A 19,264-nucleotide genomic window follows, 5' to 3' on the forward strand; every position below is an offset into this window, starting at 1 on the left:
TTTTAACGGAAACTATGGGCAACCCTTCGCATCTGTCTTTATCGCCATCAACACCTGACACGCGCTGGGTCAGCACCCTGCGCCCGACAAATAGATCTGAGCTGATGTGTTTCCGCATATTTCCCCTCCCCTCCCCTCACCCGTCACCGCTGGCTTTGAACGTCGCGTTGAGACTTATTATTCGCAGCATCGCAGATCATGAATCAACCGACAGACACTCGATGCCCCGAATATTCTCGTGTGATCCGAACACTCAATTCAACACAGCTGCGCACCAGGGTAGCCTGCCGCTCCATCGACAGCTGCATCTGGTTGGCCTACTGCATTTGACGAAATTGGTGTTCCGCTAAGCCTGTCTGCGACAAACTTCAGTGTGGCACGACCCACTGCGCGCGGTTTTCAGATATCAATTGCGAACGTGGATTACCGCGGGCTGACGACCTCAAAAAGCATTTGGCTACGCCGGAACACGAATATAGCAATTGCTATAAATTGCGAACGAACGCCGGCGAAACTAGATCGACGAGTCGAACGGACAGGAAAGATCGGGCGATATAGCAATTGCTATATTTTAATCCTCACCAGTCACGTGGACCGTTGGACGCCGGATAACCAACAAGGGTTCACATGGGTCTTCTCATATGCAGAAAACACCAGACTTCTTTGAGTCGCGGTCTAATTGAGTCCTGGTTTTGTAATTTGTTGCGAGTCGCTCGCTGCGCCTCAAGAGCCAAGCCAGAAATGCAGGGCAAGTCAACGTTCCAGACGCAGTGATTCAAAGCAATGATTTCCAAGTGAGCCCGCCCCAACGCTAAGGTGAACTGAACTCTTGGCGCGTTACACGGTGCTTGCCAAAGTTCATGTCGAAGAAGCCAATTAGCGCTGATAATCAGCGATAGCCGGGAACCTCATAGACTGCGATGAAGAAGGGGAGGGGCAGACTGACTCTCGTTCCTGAGGGAAGGTCGCGTGCCTGCTTGATTGTTTTTGGCTCACTGCTGCGGATCGAGAAAGCCTTTCCAGACCGCCGCAGATGACGAGCGGGCGACCCCAGCGTTCATGCGGAGGGTTTGGTGCCGGAATTTCTATCAAAAGAATAACGCCACAAACGGAGGCACGGTCATTGTGCTTTCAGCCGCCTTTCGGAATACGCAGTCACCCTTTTGGCCGATCCCCGCGCGCACTTTCCATCCACGCACAAGCTACATACAGGTCACTGAGATTGAGCGCGGTTGGCGAGTGGCGGCTGGGAGAGGGGTAATTTCGAAGCCGTTGCCAACTCGATTGTGCGGAATCTGACGAAGAAGAGAACTTTATCGGATCTGAAGTTCCAGCGTATTTTCCTCATGTCCAGCGCCAACTCCACAAGTGAACAGGGCGCTCGAAGTCCCTGAAAATTTGCCCAAACTTTTGCCTATAAAACTCATGGCGAATTGGTTGGCTCAACCCAACAGCCGGGCAGAGCGCCTTCTGCGGCGGCCGGCATCGCTGTAGTAGCTGGAGGCCTGGGCGAGGGAACGGTGGCGCGATTGCAGCATTGCGTCTTGAATCGGAATGTCTCTGTTGGCGGCCTCTGTCAGAAAACCTGAGCGCAGACCGTGAGCGGAGAATTCTTTCGGATCAAGACCAGCAAGTGCGCACCGTTTCTTGACGATGGCATTGACTGACTGCGGAGTGAGGGCGCGACGTTTGAGGTTGCCCCATTGATCGATGGCGCGGAACACGCCACCGTCACGGATCTGGGCAGCCTCCAACCACGCCTTCAGCGCATCGGCGCTTCGGCCTACCAGAAGCACCGAATTGTCGTCCGACATCTCCTCGGTCTTGGTACGTCCAAGCCTCAGACTGGCCGCAGTCACAAGTTCGCTTTCCGGGTCACCTGGATCGAAGGGCAAAGCATCTTCCCAGGCAATCTGATCGACCCGCAAACCCGCCAACTCAGAACGCCGACGGCCCCCGGAGGCAAAGCCGACGAGCAGCAATGCCTTGTCGCGCAAGTCCATCAAGTCAGGCCCAGCATAGTCGCTGCCGTCGCAGGTGGCGAGCAATTGCTCCAGGCACTCTGCCGTGATTGCCTTACGGCTTTTCTTCGTTGTCGGGCGGCCTGCAACACGGGCGGCCAAACGCATGGCAGAGCGAACCTCTGGCGCAGAAAACTCCCCATTGAGCCCGCGCCAGCGATGCAAGGTCGACCAGGACGCTAACCGTCGCCGCACGGTCGAAGGCGCATGCGGGCATCTGAGGCCGGGCTTGTTATTTGACCCGCGTAGAAGGCCTTGCGCCGCAAGCTGCATCGCTATGTCTTCAGGCATGCCGTGGGAAGGATCGGACAGCCTCTTGTCGGCATCCCAAAGGTGATGGGCAATGAACTTCAAGATCAGTGAAACAGGCGCAGGCCAGGGCAGGGCGCTGCCGGTCGCCGCCAGGCACCAGCCTTCCAGATAGGAAAAATCGGAGGTCAATGCTCTCAGGGAATTCTCGCCCATGCCCTCACGGGCAAGGTGGCGCAGCGTGTTGATATCCTCGTCAGTCAAGAGGCGGGCAAGTTGTTCTACACGGTCCGGGCCGGCGAGAGCGGGCAGGGTGGCGGCCAGCGTGTCGAGGTTTTCGATTTTCTGGCTCATATCGTCAGCGGATCGATCGCCCTGTTCGCTAAAAAGGGCTGGGAGTGGGCTTTCTGGCATGGGTCATAGGGCCTTCCGGGACAGGGTCAGAGCCGGATATTTATCATGCAGTTGCTTAAAAGTCTAACAATCGATAAACAATAGTTATCGTTAGTTAATTTCTGATTCCAGAAGACATCCATGTAATGATAGTTATTGACTTGTTTTTTATCGTTAATGAAATATTATCTCTCGATGTCAATGGGTTACGATCTCCGCAAGTCTCTGAAATCACTGGACTGGTTCGATCTGGCTGGAACGCTCGATTCCGCCAGTCGTGTGTTGACGCGCTCGGACGAGAGGCTGAGGCGTACACCCACCCTGGAAGACGGAGTACGCAGACGGTCTCACCTGTTTGATACCTGCGCCTCGATCGCCCTGAACGGGGATCTCGTGCATCTGGAAGATCTGGTCCTGCACGATGCCGGTACCGACAGGCGCGCGCCGACGCATGAACTGACCCGGGCAGCCAGATTGCTGTCGCTACGGCGCCGGATTGACCGGCAACCTCCAGAAGCGGTTTTGAGCCGCACCGGCGTACTGACACTCATCGGCCAGCAAGCGGATCTGGCTTTCTCAGATGACACGCAGGATCATCGCCAGGAGCAGGGGAGGGGAGGGGTGCTTTCCGCCGCCCAGTACCTTGATGATGCCGAGGCGGAAGAAGCTCTGCTTGCAGAGATCGACGCGGTACTGGAACGCTCCAGACATTTGGCGGACGGGACTATTCTACCGAGACGTATCACATCGGTCCTATCTACTTCGGCACAGCTGGCGCGCATCTCCGAAACGCCAGACCGGGACGACCGTCTGGACAGCTGGTTTGCCTCCCTGAACGAAGCCGACGCCCTGAATTTGCCTCCCGTCTTGACGGCGGCCCTTTTGCTGGACGCCTGGCACGTGCTACAGCCTCTCGACAACTGGCCGGAGCTCGGACGCCTGTTGCCAGCCGTCTTTCTGAAGGCGCATGTGACGCCTTCACATCTGCCAATACTCTCAGCAGGTTTGCGAAAATCACCGTTCCGCTGGCGCCGCAAAGACCCGTTGCAGACACGTATTGCCGGTCTCCTGTTAGGCTTCGAAAAGGCTGCCCTCGAAACTCTGGACCAGTTGGACCGTCTGTCCATCGCTCAGGAACAACTGGCACGCCATTGCCAGTCCTGCCGGAGCCATTCCAGACTGCCGGAGTTCGCGCAAATGTTTCTGTCCCGCCCTCTGGTGACCATTCCAATGGCCCGCCAGACCCTCGGTGTCACTGCCGCCGCCGTCGACCGCATGATCCGCCAACTCGGCCCCGCGCTTCCCCGCGAGCTTACCGGCCGTGACCGCTATAGGGCCTGGGGAATTCTGTAAAAGGTGACTGGATAGTTATAGACCATAATGGAGGGGGCGGACCATTCAGGTGGTTACAAGTATCTGCGCTATCCGGTGAGCTAAAGCACTCTGAAAGAAATGTTCAAGGAACGCGGCTTGGTGCTGGATCATCGCAGCCTCAATCGTTTGGTTTTGACCTTTGCCCCGACTTTTGGGAAGTGGTGGCGCCATTTCCGGAAGCCGCATGGCGCCTCCAGATAGAACTTACGATGCTTTGATAGGCAGGGTGATCTTGATTTCGGTGCCTCTTGAACTCGGCATGATCTCAATCGTCCCACCGTGCCGCAGAACGATATCCTGAACGATTGCAAGCCCGAGGCCGCTGCCGGAACCAGGTTCGATCTGGCCGAAACGCCTGAAGGCGACATCAGCCAGTTCCGGAGGCAACCCTCTTCCATCGTCCATCACCTTGAGCACAGCATTTGCCTCCACCCGTTCGGTCTGAACGGCGATCGTACCGAGGTGGGGGCCACCATGCTGAAGCGCGTTGTCGATGAGGTTTTTAACGGCCTCGCTCAAGAGGGTTTCGTCAGCTTCGATAAGAAGTGCTTCCTGCGCCGCATCGAAACTGAATGCAAGATCCCGGGACAGGATTTCTGGAGCCACCGTCTCGCACGTTTGTTTCACGACGGCATTGAGGTCGAGCGAGATCAGTTTGGCCGGTCCATCGTAACGCAGTCGTTCAAGAGACAGAAGCTGTTCGGCAAGACGTGCGGACTTTCGCGCAGCCGTTACAAGCTCGGACTGAAGCTGAACGCGATCCTTCTCGGTCTTTGCTTCGCGCAACGCCTCTGCCAGGGACAAAAGAGCAGATGCCGGATTGCGAAGCTGGTGTGCCGCGTCAGAGATGAAAGCCTGGTGCATCACGATACTCTGCTCGACCTGACCGAGCAGCCTGTTCAAGGTGGCGACGATGCCGGAGACTTCTTCCGGCACAGGTCGGCGGATGCGACGCAGATCTTCGGGCGACCGCAATGCAATCGCCTCTTGGAGCCCTCTAAGAGGCTTAAGGCCTATCTGGACGCCGAACCAGACCACGACCGCCAAAGCGACCATAAGCGCTGAGATAAGCGCCGCCGCGCGCAGCGCCAACGCGACCGCAAAGGCACGGCGATCGCTCGCCCTCTGCCATATCGTCACGACCGTCTCGCCATTCAGGTTGCCGATGTTCGTTGTCTCCGACATCCGCAAGACCCGCACAAGCTCGCCCCGGTAACTGGCCATGTAATAGCTCGGATCATGGTTGGCCGACTTCGACACCGGAACAGGCGGGTACGCATAACCTGTGACGTAGATGCCGCCCGGACCGGTGACGTGATAGAATATTTCACCACCTCCGGCATCGGAGATGATGCTTCGAGAACGTTGCGATATGGCATCGCCCTCTGAAATCGCCACGTCGCGGGCAATTGCCAGGCCGGCGGCGAGAAGGGTACGGTCAAAAAGCTCTTCGGCGGTTCTCTTGGCCGCTTCGAACCGCCAGAACCCGAGAAGGCAGGATACGAATAGAAGCGGAACGAGAATGAGCAGGAACACCCGCATTCGAAGCGAGAGCGATTTCTTCATGCCGAGCTGACTTCGAGCATATATCCCAGTCCGCGGGCCGATTTGATTTGAATGCCGTATGCCTCGATCCTTCGGCGAAGCCTCGATATATGAGGTTCGATCGCATTTTCAGCAATATCGGCGCCTGTGCCGTAGACGTGCGACAGCAGATGGGATTTTGACACGATCCGTCCCCGCCGCTCCAGCAGGCATTCCAGAATCGCGATTTCCTTGCGTGGTATGTTCAGCACTTCGGTCCCGCAGGACAACTGACGGCTGGTCCGGTCGAAGACGAGCTGGCCCAGTGGCTCCAGCTCCGGGAAGGCAAGATTTCGGCGACGCGCAACGGCCCGTATACGTGCCTCGAGCTCATCCATATCGAATGGCTTTGTCAGATAGTCGTCAGCCCCGGCGTCAAGCCCCGCAACGCGTTCCTTCGTTTCACCATGCGCAGTCAGCAAGATGACAGGTGTGCCGTCTTCGCGGCGTCGCAAGGCGCGCAATATCTCGAGACCACTCATTGAGGGCAGATCGATGTCGAGGACAATCAGGTCAGCGCCTTCCTGTATCAGAAACGCGTAGGCTTCCTCGCCATCATGCAGCAGGTCGACTGAATGTCCCCGGCTTCGCAGACGGTAGGCGATCCCATTGGCCAGAGACTGGTTGTCTTCCACGATTGCGATTCGCATAACGAAGTATTTCTCACGAGGCGCAAGGTTTTTGCAAGGTTGGCTTGGCAACGTGCGCCCGTTGGAGGAGGGCCTGTCCCTCATTGAAATTCTAAAATGAGCGCAGGTCGCACCTGCGGCAATAAAGGTCTTTAGGGAGGAACCAATGACCATTAAAAAGTTAGTGACTTCGGTAGCCGTGCTGGCTCTGATGGCATCGCCTGCAGCCGCAGAGGTTGATTTCAGCGGTAAGACGATTGAATGGGTGATCCCGTTCTCCGAAACCGGTGGCTCCGCAAAATGGGCCAATTTCTTCGCGCCGCTGCTTTCCAAGGAATTACCGGGCAATCCTACAGTTGTCGTCAAGTTCATGCCCGGCGCGGGCTCGACCAAGGGCGCAAACTGGTTTCAGGAGCAGAAGCACGAAGACGGAACGCTTCTCTTCGGGACATCCGGTTCAACCCAGTTTCCCTATCTTCTCGATGACCCTCGGGTACGATATGAATATGCCGACTGGGTTCCGGTGATGGCATCCGGCACCGGCGGTGTGGCCTATATCAACCCGGAAGACGGCGCAAAGTTCGATGGGTCCGCCAATGCGTTGAAAGATATTAATTTTATCTACGGTTCGCAGGGCGCAACCCGGCTCGACCTGGTGCCGCTCCTGGCATGGCAGATGCTGGGGATGAATGTTGAACCCGTGTTCGGGATCAAGGGACGCGGTGACGGCCGGCTGATGTTCGAGCGCGGCGAAGCCACGATCGACTATCAAACGTCCTCGAGCTATCTCGGCGCTTCTGCCGATCTGGTGGCCCAGGGCAAGGCTGTGCCGATGATGACCTGGGGCGCGCTCGACGCGGATGGCAATATCGTCCGTGACCCGACTTTCCCCGATATTCCGACGTTCAAGGAAGTCTGCGAAGCGACCGACGGTTGCGAGACCAGCGGCGACGCCTGGGATGCCTGGAAAGCATTCTTTGTATCGGGCTTTCCCGTGCAGAAGATTGCCTTCCTGCCGGCAGGGACGCCCGATGATGTGGCGCAGGCCTATGCCGATGCTTTCGACGCTGTGCGCAAGAGCGACGACTTCGCCGCGATCTCCGCGAAGGAAATTGGCAAGTATGATATCTTCGTCGGCCCGAACGCAAAGAAGGCGACTGCGGCAGGAACGACTGTTTCGCCGCAGGCGAAGGAATATGTAAAGAACTGGCTTCAGGAAGCCTACGGGGTTTCGCTGAAATAGTTCCTCACCGCAAGGTCGGCTCATCTCCTTCGGGGTGGGTCGACCTTGACGGAACACCGGTGCCGCTTTCGGGACCTGTGATTTCCAAAGAAAGCACAGAGAAGCGCAGAGTTCTGACACGGACTGTGACCGAGATGTGATCCGTCATGGAGAACAGGGTCGCTGGCATGTCAGTCTGGCTCCGATTGTCTCTCAACTTTCATACCCCTTTTGCAACAGGCAACGCCTGCCCGAAACTTTACGCGCCCTGTGGCCGCTGGCAGATGTCGGGACCCAACCGCAATCCAAAGAGGCTTCTCCAATGGAAATGTTTGCGAGCGCATTGCCGGCATTGTCTGATGCCTGGCACATGATCCTTCAACCGGGAGTTCTCGGATATCTGGTGCTTGGTGTGGTCATGGGCCTTGCCGTCGGCATCTTTCCCGGGCTTGGCGGGATCGCCGGCCTTTCGCTCCTGTTGCCTTTCATGTTCGGAATGGAGCCGCTTTACGGCCTTGCATTGATGATCGGCATGGTGGCGGTGGTGCCGACATCCGATACGTTTGCATCAGTGTTGATGGGAATTCCCGGGTCATCCGCGAGCCAGGCCACTGTTCTGGATGGCTTTCCGCTTGCCCGAAAAGGCCAAGCTGCCCGCGCCCTTTCAGCGGCGTTCACGTCGTCGCTGTTCGGCGGGCTGGTCGGGGCGCTTTTCCTGACGATATTCATCTTGTTTGCGCGTCCCATCGTACTCGCCTTCGGGCTTCCCGAGATGCTCATGATTACTATTCTCGGCCTGTCGATGGTTGCGGTTCTGGCGGGGCGGGTTGCCCTCAAGGGACTGGCCGCGGCGGGTCTGGGCATGCTCATCGGCACGATCGGCGAAGCGGATGCCGGCGGCAGTCTCCGCATGGCGACCTATGATATTCCCTATCTCGTTGATGGACTGTCACTGGTGATTGTCGGTCTTGGCATATTCGCGGTGCCCGAAATCGTTTCGTTGCTGCGCCAGGACAGATCGATCGCAAAGGATGCCAATCTTGGCGCGGGGTGGACCGAGGGCGTTCGCGATTGGGTAGCGAATAAATGGCTTTCCGTGCGGTGTTCCATCATCGGCGTCATGGTTGGTGTGATCCCTGGTCTTGGCGGGTCTGTCGTGGACTGGATCGCCTATGGACATGCAGTGCAGACCACAAAGGACAAGTCGAATTTCGGCAAGGGTGAGATCCGCGGTGTTATCGGACCGGAAAGCTCCAATAACGCCAAGGAAGGCGGTGGGCTGGTTCCCACACTGCTCTTCGGAATACCCGGATCCGGATCGATGGCGATCTTCATCGGCGCCATCGCACTTCTGGGAAGCGGAGATATCGAGGTCGGTCCGTCGATGCTGCGCGACAATCTCGACATTACCTACTCGATCGTCTGGTTGCTCGCTCTTGCAAATGTTGTCGGCACTGTTCTGTGCATCGCTGCATCCGGCGGCATCGCCAAGCTGACCACCATCCGCTTTACCTATCTTGCGCCTTTCCTTTTCATGCTGATCAGCTTTGCAGCCTTTCAGTCGGGACAGAACTTCGAGGATCTGCTGGCGCTTTTGGGCATCGGCCTGATCGGCATCTTCCTGCGCCGTTTCGACTGGTCGCGCCCTGCTTTCCTGATCGGCTTCGTGCTGTCCAACCCGGTCGAGAAATTCTCCAATCAGGCTTTCCAGATCGCCTCCTTCCGCTTCCGTAGCAGCTTCGAAGAGGGGATGACGTATCTGTTCTCACCCATCGTGATCGTGTTGATTATCGTCACGCTCATATCGGTCGTCCTGGGGATCCGTCAGGCCAAGAGCATCATGGCTGAAGGCAATGTGCAGGCCGGTTCCAAGCGTGCGCCTCTTGTTTTCCTTCTGGTGATTGCCGCCTACGTTGTGGCATCCCTGATCAACGCACAAATGATTCCCGACTACAACATGACCGACAAGATCGTGCCGCTGGTGATCTGCACCATCACGCTCGGATGCTGCATCATCCTGCTGGCGCAGATGATGCTCCGGCCAGAGACGGATCCGATCTTTGCCGACAAGGAACGCGCCGGTGAAGACGCCGACGCGCCCTACGGACTATGGCCGACGCTTGCATGGTTCGGGTTCCTGATTGCGGCTTCGTGGGTCGTGGGCTTCATTCTTGCGCTGACAGCTTTCCTGATTGCATTTCTGCGGGTTCGCGCCGGGGCGAGCTGGCCAAAGGTCCTGCTCTTGACTGTTTGCGGCGTGGCACTGATGTGCGCTATGGCGGGAGCGCTTAATCGTGATTTCCCCCCCGGGCTGCTGCAGAGCGCCGTTGATCTGCCATGGCCACTCAAATGATCGGAGATAGAAGATGTCACAGACCGCCATTCCCTTCATTTTCATGCGCGGCGGCACTTCGCGCGGTCCCTATTTTCGTCGCGAAGACCTTCCCGAAGATCGCGAGACCCTGGCGGGGGTTCTGGTCGCGGCAGTGGGTTCTGGTCATCCGCTCAACATCGACGGTATCGGCGGCGGCGCAGCGGTAACGACCAAGGTCGCGATGCTCTCTGCCTCCGAGGACGAATGGGCCGACGTCGATTACTTTTTCGCGCAGGTTTCGGTTGAAGACCGGCTGGTCGATTTCAAGCCGACCTGCGGCAACATACTTTCTGGGGTTGGTCCAGCCGCAATTGAGATGGGTCTGATTTCTCCCACCGGCGACGAAACCGAAATCCGCATTCGGGCGGTGAACACCGGCGCGAAGGTGCTCGCACGCGTCCAGACGCCGGGCGGTAAGCTGACCTATGAAGGCGACGCCGCGATTGCGGGCGTTCCGGGAACGGCCGCGCCGATCGCCCTCAACTTCATGGAGGTGGTCGGTTCGTCGACCGGCTCTTTCCTGCCTACGGGAAACCTGCGTGACGAAATCGACGGTATCGAGGTCACCTGTATGGACGTTGCCATGCCGATCGTCATTGCCCGGGCGTCCGATTTCGGCCTGTCCGGCCATGAAACAGCTGCGGAACTCGATGCGAATAAGGATTTCTTCGCCCGCATGGAGAAGATCCGCATCGAGGCCGGCAAACGCATGGGCATGGGCGATGTGACGAAATCCGTCGCTCCGAAATTCGGCCTGCTGGCGCCGGCCCGGGAGGGCGGCACGATCGCGACGCGTTACTTCATGCCGTGGAATACCCATCCGAGCATGGCGGTCACCGGGTCCCAATGCCTCGCCTCGTGCGCGCTGACGCCCGGCACGGTTGCCGATGGCCTGCTCGAGCGTCCCGGACAAAGCCCGGTCAACGTGACGCTCGAACATCCTTCCGGCCAGATCGAGGTGCTGGTCGAATTCGATGATGCCGACGGTTTCAACCTCATTTCCGCCGGGCTCCTGCGGACCGCCCGCAAACTGGCCGACGGCAAGATCTATGTTCCGAGTTCCGTCTGGAAAGGACGCTGATCATGGCGATCATGAATTTGCTGGTGGCATTCAACGGAACCGAAGCGTCCGAGGCTGCGCTTCGCTATGCAGCGTCGCTTGCCAAACAGCGCGGGGCGCACGTAACGGCGCTTCTGGTTCACTCGGCCCACGACACTTTCGATACGACCTCGCGCTGGATCCCGCGCGAGGCTCGCAATCTGCTCGCCGATGCCCAGAAGGGCATCGTGTCGGAAATCGTCGAACAATTCGAGCGACTGCGGCCGACACTGGGCCTCGGAGACAATCTGGTGCTCAGGACGCAGAAGGGGAGAGTTGACATCGTTCTGTCCGACACGGCACGCAGCTTCGACATCCTGATCGTCGGGAGGCCGATGCGCGGCGATGACGAGCACGTCGTCCTGCACCCCGACCGGATCACGCTCCTGGCGGGGCGTCCGGTGATCGTCGTGCCAGAAGGCTATGATGTGGAAGCCCGCCATTCTCATGCGGCGCTAGCCTGGGATGGTGGCCGCGCGGCCGCGCGGGCGATGTCGGACAGTCTGCGCCTCCTAGAGCAACAGGGAAAGGTAAGTGTGCTCACGATCGGTCCGCCCGTGGGGTCACTCGATGATCTGATGGCGCATCTGAAACGGCACGATATCGAGGCAGTCCATGAGGCCTGGCCAGCCGGTCATTCGCTGGTGGATTCCGTCGTGTCCTATTGCAAAAGACATGACCCTTCGTTGCTGGTCATGGGCGCTTATGAGCATTCCAAGTTCCGGGAAGATTTTCTTGGTGGACACACCGCTCAGATACTGCGCGAGATTTCCATTCCGATCCTGCTGTCCCACTGACGTTTGTATTCCGGTCTGAGCCGGACCGGAATGGACATGGAGAGAGCCATGCGTATCCATATCCTCGACGACTGGTTCAAGACGTTGTCTGGCCTGCCGAGTTTCAGCATGCTGGACGACCACGAGGTGACAGTCTGGACCGATCACGCGAGCGACGAGGCGGTTCTGGCCGAACGGCTGGCAGACGCCGAAGCGCTGGTGCTGTTTCGCGAACGCACGACGATCACCCGCAGTCTGCTCGAACGCCTGCCCGCATTGCGGCTGATAGCGCAGCGCAGCACCTGGCCGCATATAGACGTTCCCGCCTGTAGCGATCACGATGTGCTTGTGTGTTCCGGCAAGGGCGGCGACGCGCCCAATGTCGCGGCGGCCGAACTGACGTTCACCCTCATGCTTGCCGCGCTTCGCGACCTGCCCGGACAAATGGCGTCTGCCAAGGCGGGTCTCTGGCAAAGCGGCGTCGGACGGACGGCGAAGGGGTTGACGATCGGCCTTTATGGCTATGGGCGGATTGCCCGGCTCGTCGCCCAATATGCCCGCGCTTTCGGCATGACAGTTGTCTGGTGGGCTTCTCCGGAAGGTCGGGAGAGGGCGCGTGGCGATGGCGAGATGGTTGCAGCCAGTCGCGCGGCGTTCTTTGCCGAGAGCGATGTCGTCTCGCTTCATCTCCGCCTGACAGCCGAAACGCGAGGCGTCGTCACCGCCGACGATCTGGGCGTGATGAAACCGGGCGCTGTCCTGGTCAATACCGCGCGGGCGGGATTGATCGCGCCGGGCGTGCTGAAGTCCGCCCTTGATGCGGGCAGGCCAGGGCTAGCCGCGGTGGATGTTTTTGATCATGAGCCTCTGTTAGACCGGAACGATCCGCTGCTATCACATCCAAGACTTATCGCGACGCCTCATATCGGTTTTGTCACCGAACAGGAAATCGAGACCCAGTTCCGCGAGATTTACGAACAGATCCTCGCCTATGCGGCCGGTGCACCGATCAATATGGTCAATCCGGAGGTGTGGTCCCGCCGTTCTTCCGGCCGATGAGCGAAGCGGCCAGCGGCGCACCTACGATCACCAGCACGATTCGGGTCAGATGGTGCGTGACGACGTAGCCGAGATCGGCTCCGGTGACGATTGCCAGCACTGTCATTTCGGCCTGACCGCCGGGCGAGAAGGCGAGAAATGCTTCCGTTGACCGGCCGAGTTCCAGGGTCGTGACGACCAGGGCAACCAGCGCCGCAAGTGCAGCCAGCAGGAACACATAAGCAACGGCGGCGGTCACGATCCGGCTCAGTTCCGAGCAGGTGATCCCGGTAAAATGCACACCTATACCGCAGCCAATGAAGAATTGTGCCGCCAGGATGGCTTCAGCCGGCGGACGAATGTGGATCAGGCCGGCCAGTGAAAGCGCGGCCGTCACAATCATCGGGCCAAGGATAGAGGCGCCAAACAGGCCGATCTTTTCTCCGCCTTTCCAGCCGACAAGGGCTGCTGCCACCATCAGGCCGAGTTCGTGCAGTGGCACGTCCCTGATAGGGGCTCCGATGGGGTTGGTGAGGGCAGCGCCGAAAAAATGCGTCAGGATGAATGGCGCAAGCGTCACCACAAGCAAGACCCGCGTGGCATGGATCAGGGACAGGGCACGCGGATTGCCACCGGCCTCCGTGCCGAAGATCACCATGTCCTGAAGGCCGCCGGGCATCGCCGCATAATAGGCGGTCGGTGTGTCGAACCCCCATATTTTCCGGAAAAACGGAACGCCCAGACATCCGATCAGCGCAATATAAACGGGGATGATGGCGAGGGATGCCGCCAGACGCGGCAGCTCTGTGAACAGCTGCGGCGTGATCGAAGCACCGACCGCCACGCCGAGGATCGTGCGTGCCCCGACCGAGACCTGGCCGAAGCCCTTCAGCGGCACCCCGACCAGCGCCGCGCAGAGGCACATCAGCATCGGACCGAACAGGAACGGCAACGGCAGAGCGAGCACCCAGAAGACACCCACTCCAATCGAAGCGAGAGCGAAGGTAACAGCGCGGCGCGCAAGAGCGTTTGTGAATTCGAAGCGCATAAAGGCGGATTGACTCAAGCTGTGTCCATATGTATCCAGTTGGATACAAGATTGATGCAGGCGAGTCTAGCCATGAATGACGAAGCAGCAGCACCCGATTCATCGCAGGGAAATGCCGTCTACCGGCAGCTTCTGGATGAGGTCCGAGACGGCCGTCTCAACCCCGGCGACAGATTGCGGGAAACCGAACTCGCCGAGCGGCTCGGTGTGAGCCGCACACCGGTTCGAGAGGCGATCCGACTGCTGGAAGCCGACGGAATTGTCGCGCATGTGCCGCGCCTGGGCGCGACGATCCGCAGCCTCGACTACGCCGAGGTGATGGAGCTCTACGAGATGCGAGCGGTCCTTGAAGGCACGGCGGCGCGCCTTGCCGCACGCGCCGCTTCGGAAATAGAGATCGACGAGCTTTTCGACATGAACCGCGAATTGGAGCGGCTGGGTAGCGATCCGGAGGCATTCGTTCTGAACCGCCAGTTCCATGCCGCCCTTCTGGACGCTGCGAAGAACCGCTTTCTGAGCTGGTCGATGAAAAGCCTGCAGAAATCACTGATGATCCTCGGTCCTACGACCCTGACCGAACCCGATCGCGCGGAAAAGGCTGTCGAAGAGCATTTCGGCATTCTGGAAGCGCTGCGCGTTCGCGACGGAAAACTCGCCGAGGCGGCGATGCGGGCGCATATCGAAATGGCTCAGCGGGTGAGGGTCCGGTCATTGCGCGCCCGGAAGACATACGACGGAGACCTTCTATGAAAAAGCATGTCGACATCGTCGTCGTCGGCGGCGGGAATGCAGCACTGTGCGCCGCCATGACGGCGGCTGAAGCTGGCGCCAGTGTCCTGATCCTGGAAACGGCGCCCAAGGCCTATCGTGGTGGTAACTCCCGGCACACCCGCAATTTTCGCTGCATGCACCAGGGGCCCCTCGGGCCGCTGGTCGAAAGCTATAGCGAAGACGAATATTTCGCCGATCTAATGAAGGTGACGGGTGGCAAGACCGACGAGAAGCTCGCCCGGCTGGCGATCCGGACCTCGGAGGAATGTCTGCCCTGGATGGAGGAGCGCGGTGTCCGCTTCCAACCCTCCCTTTCAGGAACCCTTTCGCTTGCAAGGACGAACGCGTTCTTTCTCGGCGGCGGCAAGAGCCTGGTGAACGCCTACTACCGAACCGCCGGAAAACTGGGTGTCGAGGTGGAGTACGAAGCCGCCGTCAGCCATCTTGAACTGGATGACGGCAAGGTCGTCTGGCTCGACTACAAGAAAGGCGATCAGTCGTACCGGATCGCGCCCAAGGCAGTCGTCGTCGCGTCCGGCGGCTTTCAGGCCGATACGGACTGGCTGGCCCGGGCCTGGGGCCCGGCCGCGAAAAACTTTCTGATCCGCGGCACCCCGTATAATCGCGGTATCGTTCTGGCGGATCTTCTGGACCAGGGCATCGAACAGGTTGGCGATCCGACCCAGTGTCATGCGGTGGCCATTGACGGGCGCGCGCCGAAATATGACGGCGGCATCGTCACCCGTCTAGACTGCGTTCCCTTCTCGATCGTGGTCAACAAGAATGCTGAACGGTTCTACGACGAGGGCGAGGATGTCTGGCCAAAGCGCTACGCCATCTGGGGTCGGCTCGTCGCCGCCCAGCCCGATCAGGTCGGCTATGTGATCATCGACGCCAAATCTCTGGAACTGTTCATGCCGTCGGTGTTCCCCCCCATCGAGGCGCCGACAATTGAAGATCTGGCGCGCAAGATGGGGCTTCCGCCCGAACGACTGCGCGAAACCGTCGACGGCTTCAACGCCGCCTGCGGAGATACGTCGAATTTCCATCCGACCGAACTGGACGGGGTCTCCACCAGCGGCCTCACGCCGGCCAAGACGAACTGGGCTCGCCCGATAACGGAGCCACCATTTTACGGCTACAGCCTGCGCACCGGCGTCACCTTCACCTATCTGGGCCTGAAGGTCGACGACAACGCCCAGTGTTCCATGAACGCCCGGCCCGTCGAAAACCTCTGGGCAGCGGGTGAAACAATGGCCGGATCCATTCTCGGACAGGGCTACCTGGCCGGGTTCGGCATGACGATTGGCACTGTCTTCGGACGGATCGCAGGCAAGGAGGCTTCCACCTATGCAAATGCAGCCTGATTTCATCGGCGAGGCACGTCGCCAGGCCGAAATCTGCAACGCGTGCCGGTATTGCGAGGGATACTGCTCTGTCTTTCCGGCCCTGCACAGCCTCAGGACCTTCTCCGACGGAGATATCACCCAACTGGCGAACCTCTGTCACAATTGCCGCGGCTGCTACTATGCCTGTCAATATACGGCGCCGCATGAATTCGACCTCAATCTGCCCGGCGCGCTAGCCGAAGTGCGCCAGGAGAGCTGGAAACTGCATGCCTGGCCCAAAGGCTTCGCGCGGCTGTTCGACCGGTCCGGCGTCGCCATGGCTGCGCTCATGACGGTGGCTTTCGCCCTGCTGTTCGTGCTGGCACAGGCTCTTCGTCCGACGAGCGGGGAGGGGTTCTATGCCTATATGTCGCATGGCCTGATGGTGGCGATCTTCCTGCCGGCCTTCGTGCTGCCGCTTGCGGTCCTGGCCGTCTCGCTTCGCAATTACTGGCGCACGGTGGGCGGCGGGCACGTGTCGCCGGCAGACCTTTGGGCGGCAATCGTCTCTGCCGGCAAGATGCGCAATCTTGCGGGCGGGCACGGAGACGGCTGTAACTTCGAAGATACCGACCGGTTCTCCAACGCCCGACGTCACGCCCATCAGGCCGTGCTCTATGGCTTTCTTCTGTGCTTCGCGGCAACCTCGACGGCGACGGTGATGCATTACCTGTTCGGCATGGAAGCGCCGTATGGCTTCTTCAGCCTGCCCAAACTGCTCGGCCTGAGCGGCGGTCTCCTGCTGTGCCTGGGAACTGGCTATATGGCGGCGCTCAAGCTGAAAGCCGACCGCAACCTCGGCGCGGCGTCCGCATGGGGTGGCGAAATGGCATTCGTGGTGCTGCTTTTCGCCGTATCGGCGACCGGCATTGCGCTCTATGCCGCCTCGGGCACCGGGGCGGTGGCTCTGCTGCTGCCGCTTCATCTCGGGACGGTACTGACCTTCTTCCTGCTCACACCCTATTCCAAGATGGCCCACGGTTTCTATCGTATGGCAGCTCTGACCCTCGAGGCACACAGGCGAGGGTCGCAAGTGGTGTGATCCTGCGCAAGCGCGGCCGGTCGGGCGCGGCACGTGTGATGTCAATCGCGGCCGTTATTCCTCGCCGGGGTATGATGAAGCGCTCAACGGATAGTTTCTGCTCTTTGAACCGGCTGTGAACAACGATGAGCAGATTGGCTATATCCATCGCTGAGGTTGTATGGTCGGCAAGGCAAATGAAACGTGACGCGCTTGCGGTCACCGCAAGCGCGTCACGTGTACCTTCGCTGTGAAGCACCTATTTATCGGCAGCCCTGTCTCCAGGCACTGTTTACGACAACGCGCTCGAAATGTGACGGCGATAGGGCTCATACGCCAGCAGGCGTGAGCGATAGGCATCAAGATGGGGCAGGTCCGGAAGCGCGTTCTCTCCGGCCTCTGCCAAAAGACCCCAGCGATGGACCGCCGGGGCGGCCGCAATGTCCGACAGCGTCAGAACGTCTGCGGCAAGATATGCTGAACGGGCAAGTTGCCCATCCAGCTGCTTGAAGCTTTCGATGACAGGGGCGAGATCGCCCTCAGCCCCGGCACTGCGCGCTTTTCGCAACCGGGTCAGCGGCGGGGTGAGCGACAGCGACGCCCAGTCCATCCAGCGGTCGATGCGGGCTCTGCCCACTGCGTCTTCGGGCCAGAGCGGCCCGCGGGGGGCACCAGACGCGAGAAAACGCAGAATGGAATTGGACTCCCAAGTCACAAAGTCACCATCCCTGACAACCGGCACCTTGCCAAAAGGTGTCAACTGCACGAGTTCTTCCTGGTTTTCAGATCCCGATCCACGGCCCATCGGGACAAGCCTGAAAGGCCTGCCGATCTCCTCAAGAAGCCAGAACACTTTGGCGCAATTTGATGAATTTCGCCGTCCGTAAACTGTCAGCATGTCAACCTTCCATACGATTATGTGGCCCCGCGACGCGGGCCAGAAGATCGTCCATCCGATCGGTCAGCTCCAGGGACAAGCATGCGTCGAAGGCGGATTTCGCGTCCTCTTCCCCAAGGATCTCCCCAGCGCAATCGACGAATTTTTCGCGGAGTTCATCATCGCTCATGGGGTTTGTGGGGCCTCGTCCGAACTTTGTTGAGGCCTCGGCGCTCAGCACGGTGCCATCGTTCATCGTCACCACGACCTGGCCGAGATAGGCGTCGTCTTCCCGATGAGAGCTGGAGGTTATCCGCGGCAACAGAGCGACGATATCGTCGGTCATGAAGCTGTCGTCGGCAAAATCCCCAAGCCGTATCCGGTTTGCCGTCAGCGCCTTGGCGGTGAGGAATTGAACGGAAAATTTGGCATCCAGTCCGGATTTCGGCTCGGGCCGGTTGGTATGGGCCAAACGCCGCTCATGGGTGCGTGTGTTGATGGCCGCGATGCTGTCGGCCGCGAACACGCCATGCTCCGCCACCAGTTTCAAGGCTGCGTCAATCGCCGAATGGGCGCTGCCGCAACACGGATGTTGCTTGATCGCGATGCCGGGATCCAGGAGTTCCAGCGGACCGTCCCAACCGTCAAGAATGGCGTCGGCATCGAAATTGCCAGGCCCGTTGAACAGGTTGAAGAAGCCGTAGTTGTGCTCGAATGCCTCTGCGTTTGCGGTCATGCCGTTGCGGGTCAGAAGCGCGGCGAGCACGCCGTTATGTGCCGCTTGCCCCACATGCATGGGTTTGACCGGTGTCCCGAAGTTCGACTTCAGCCCCGAGGCCATGGACACCGCCATTGCAAGCGTTGTCGCCATGCCATCGGCGTCAAAGCCAAGCAGCCGTGCCGAGGCCGCCGCCGCGCCAAACACGCCCAGGGTTGCGGTCGGATGCCAGCCCTTCTCATAGTGATGCGGCAGCAGGCCGCGCGCAAGCCGGGTTTCAACCTCCACGCCGGTCAGATAGGCCGCAAAGACTTCAGCCGCCGTTGCCCCTTGCGTTTCGGCAAGCGCCAGAACGGCGGGGACCACCGGCGCGGACGGATGGCCTCCCATCGTTGTCGAGCAATCGTCAAAATCGAGCGCATGGGCTGCGACGCCGTTGATCATCGCCGCGTGCAGTACCGAAGCCTTCCTGCCTCCGCATCCCCAAAGGGTTGCTGCCCCGGGGGGCGATGCGACTTCGAGAACCGACTCAAGCGCCCCGAGATAGGGCGCAGAACGCCCGGCCAGGGCGACGCCGATGGTGTCGATAATGGCGCGGCGGGCGATATGGACGGCCTCTGCGGGAACGGTGTCCAGCGACAGGGCCAGGGCTTTCGTGGAAAGTTCTCTTGCAAAGCTCATG

General features: G+C 59.5%; 15 protein-coding genes. 9 read left to right on the forward strand and 6 right to left on the reverse strand.

The window, feature by feature from the left end:
• Positions 1 to 1,442: 1,442 nt before the first annotated feature.
• Positions 1,443 to 2,624 carry a site-specific integrase gene (locus V1T76_RS25795; protein WP_330563551.1) on the reverse strand — a complete coding sequence of 394 codons (1,182 nt, stop codon included), beginning with the start codon at positions 2,622 to 2,624 and terminating at the stop codon, positions 1,443 to 1,445.
• A gap of 240 nt (positions 2,625 to 2,864) precedes the next feature.
• Here V1T76_RS25795 and V1T76_RS25800 point away from each other — a divergent pair, with 240 nt between their 5' ends.
• Positions 2,865 to 4,016 carry an RHE_PE00001 family protein gene (locus V1T76_RS25800; RefSeq protein WP_330563552.1) on the forward strand — a complete coding sequence of 384 codons (1,152 nt, stop codon included), beginning with the start codon at positions 2,865 to 2,867 and terminating at the stop codon, positions 4,014 to 4,016.
• Between the two features lie 225 nt (positions 4,017 to 4,241).
• Here V1T76_RS25800 and V1T76_RS25805 read toward each other — a convergent pair whose 3' ends face one another.
• Positions 4,242 to 5,603 (reverse strand): sensor histidine kinase, encoded by a 1,362-nt coding sequence (locus V1T76_RS25805; protein WP_330563553.1) that lies wholly within the window; start codon positions 5,601 to 5,603, stop codon positions 4,242 to 4,244.
• Positions 5,600 to 6,271 carry a response regulator transcription factor gene (locus tag V1T76_RS25810; protein ID WP_330563554.1) on the reverse strand — a complete coding sequence of 224 codons (672 nt, stop codon included), beginning with the start codon at positions 6,269 to 6,271 and terminating at the stop codon, positions 5,600 to 5,602. The genes V1T76_RS25805 and V1T76_RS25810 overlap by 4 nt, the downstream gene beginning before the upstream one ends.
• Positions 6,272 to 6,416: 145 nt before the next feature.
• Between V1T76_RS25810 and V1T76_RS25815 the strand changes: the two genes are divergently transcribed.
• The 5 genes from V1T76_RS25815 to V1T76_RS25835 all read left to right on the forward strand — a co-directional run bounded on the left by V1T76_RS25815 (position 6,417) and on the right by V1T76_RS25835 (position 12,780).
• Positions 6,417 to 7,493, forward strand: a complete 1,077-nt coding sequence (locus V1T76_RS25815) for a tricarboxylate transporter (protein ID WP_330563555.1) — start codon at positions 6,417 to 6,419, stop codon at positions 7,491 to 7,493.
• A 301-nt stretch (positions 7,494 to 7,794) separates the two neighbouring features.
• Positions 7,795 to 9,825, forward strand: a complete 2,031-nt coding sequence (locus tag V1T76_RS25820) for a tripartite tricarboxylate transporter permease (protein WP_330563556.1) — start codon at positions 7,795 to 7,797, stop codon at positions 9,823 to 9,825.
• Between the two features lie 13 nt (positions 9,826 to 9,838).
• Positions 9,839 to 10,927 carry a 4-oxalomesaconate tautomerase gene (locus V1T76_RS25825; RefSeq protein ID WP_330563557.1) on the forward strand — a complete coding sequence of 363 codons (1,089 nt, stop codon included), beginning with the start codon at positions 9,839 to 9,841 and terminating at the stop codon, positions 10,925 to 10,927.
• 2 nt (positions 10,928 to 10,929) lie between these two features.
• Positions 10,930 to 11,742, forward strand: a complete 813-nt coding sequence (locus V1T76_RS25830; RefSeq protein ID WP_330563558.1) for a universal stress protein — start codon at positions 10,930 to 10,932, stop codon at positions 11,740 to 11,742.
• Positions 11,743 to 11,790: 48 nt separating this feature from the next.
• Complete coding sequence (locus V1T76_RS25835) at positions 11,791 to 12,780, forward strand: D-2-hydroxyacid dehydrogenase family protein (RefSeq protein WP_330563559.1); 990 nt, start codon at positions 11,791 to 11,793, stop codon at positions 12,778 to 12,780.
• Here V1T76_RS25835 and V1T76_RS25840 read toward each other — a convergent pair.
• Positions 12,740 to 13,825 (reverse strand): AbrB family transcriptional regulator, encoded by a 1,086-nt coding sequence (locus V1T76_RS25840; protein WP_330563560.1) that lies wholly within the window; start codon positions 13,823 to 13,825, stop codon positions 12,740 to 12,742. The two genes, V1T76_RS25835 and V1T76_RS25840, sit on opposite strands and share 41 nt — an antisense overlap.
• Positions 13,826 to 13,879: 54 nt before the next feature.
• Between V1T76_RS25840 and V1T76_RS25845 the strand changes: the two genes are divergently transcribed.
• The 3 genes from V1T76_RS25845 to tcuB are packed head-to-tail and all read left to right on the forward strand — an operon-like array spanning position 13,880 to position 17,008.
• Positions 13,880 to 14,557 (forward strand): GntR family transcriptional regulator, encoded by a 678-nt coding sequence (locus V1T76_RS25845; RefSeq protein WP_330563561.1) that lies wholly within the window; start codon positions 13,880 to 13,882, stop codon positions 14,555 to 14,557.
• Entirely contained in the window at positions 14,554 to 15,945 is a 1,392-nt protein-coding gene (gene tcuA / locus V1T76_RS25850) for an FAD-dependent tricarballylate dehydrogenase TcuA (RefSeq protein ID WP_330563562.1), read from the forward strand. The genes V1T76_RS25845 and tcuA overlap by 4 nt, the downstream gene beginning before the upstream one ends.
• On the forward strand, positions 15,929 to 17,008 hold the full coding sequence (gene tcuB, locus V1T76_RS25855) for a tricarballylate utilization 4Fe-4S protein TcuB (RefSeq protein WP_330563563.1): 1,080 nt from the start codon (positions 15,929 to 15,931) through the stop codon (positions 17,006 to 17,008). Before tcuA ends, tcuB begins: the two co-directional genes overlap by 17 nt.
• Before the next feature lie 271 nt (positions 17,009 to 17,279).
• On the opposite strand, the gene V1T76_RS25860 is transcribed toward tcuB, so the two are convergent.
• Both V1T76_RS25860 and V1T76_RS25865 read right to left on the reverse strand, forming a co-directional pair.
• Positions 17,280 to 17,885, reverse strand: a complete 606-nt coding sequence (locus V1T76_RS25860; RefSeq protein ID WP_330563564.1) for a glutathione S-transferase family protein — start codon at positions 17,883 to 17,885, stop codon at positions 17,280 to 17,282.
• Position 17,886: 1 nt separating this feature from the next.
• Entirely contained in the window at positions 17,887 to 19,263 is a 1,377-nt protein-coding gene (locus V1T76_RS25865) for an MmgE/PrpD family protein (RefSeq protein ID WP_330563565.1), read from the reverse strand.
• Position 19,264: the final 1 nt, after the last annotated feature.

Origin of the sequence: Roseibium sp. FZY0029, assembly GCF_036350355.1 — a bacterium.
Classification (GTDB): Bacteria; Pseudomonadota; Alphaproteobacteria; order Rhizobiales; family Stappiaceae; genus Roseibium.

Coding starts and splice junctions, on each gene's coding strand:
- tcuB (WP_330563563.1), top strand. CDS start 15,929: ATGCAAATGCAGCCTGATTTCATCGGCGAGGCACGTCGCCAGGCCGAA.
- V1T76_RS25860 (WP_330563564.1), bottom strand. CDS start 17,885: ATGCTGACAGTTTACGGACGGCGAAATTCATCAAATTGCGCCAAAGTG.
- V1T76_RS25830 (WP_330563558.1), top strand. CDS start 10,930: ATGGCGATCATGAATTTGCTGGTGGCATTCAACGGAACCGAAGCGTCC.
- tcuA (WP_330563562.1), top strand. CDS start 14,554: ATGAAAAAGCATGTCGACATCGTCGTCGTCGGCGGCGGGAATGCAGCA.
- V1T76_RS25815 (WP_330563555.1), top strand. CDS start 6,417: ATGACCATTAAAAAGTTAGTGACTTCGGTAGCCGTGCTGGCTCTGATG.
- V1T76_RS25845 (WP_330563561.1), top strand. CDS start 13,880: ATGAATGACGAAGCAGCAGCACCCGATTCATCGCAGGGAAATGCCGTC.
- V1T76_RS25795 (WP_330563551.1), bottom strand. CDS start 2,624: ATGAGCCAGAAAATCGAAAACCTCGACACGCTGGCCGCCACCCTGCCC.
- V1T76_RS25800 (WP_330563552.1), top strand. CDS start 2,865: ATGGGTTACGATCTCCGCAAGTCTCTGAAATCACTGGACTGGTTCGAT.
- V1T76_RS25825 (WP_330563557.1), top strand. CDS start 9,839: ATGTCACAGACCGCCATTCCCTTCATTTTCATGCGCGGCGGCACTTCG.
- V1T76_RS25805 (WP_330563553.1), bottom strand. CDS start 5,603: ATGAAGAAATCGCTCTCGCTTCGAATGCGGGTGTTCCTGCTCATTCTC.
- V1T76_RS25810 (WP_330563554.1), bottom strand. CDS start 6,271: ATGCGAATCGCAATCGTGGAAGACAACCAGTCTCTGGCCAATGGGATC.
- V1T76_RS25820 (WP_330563556.1), top strand. CDS start 7,795: ATGGAAATGTTTGCGAGCGCATTGCCGGCATTGTCTGATGCCTGGCAC.
- V1T76_RS25835 (WP_330563559.1), top strand. CDS start 11,791: ATGCGTATCCATATCCTCGACGACTGGTTCAAGACGTTGTCTGGCCTG.
- V1T76_RS25865 (WP_330563565.1), bottom strand. CDS start 19,263: ATGAGCTTTGCAAGAGAACTTTCCACGAAAGCCCTGGCCCTGTCGCTG.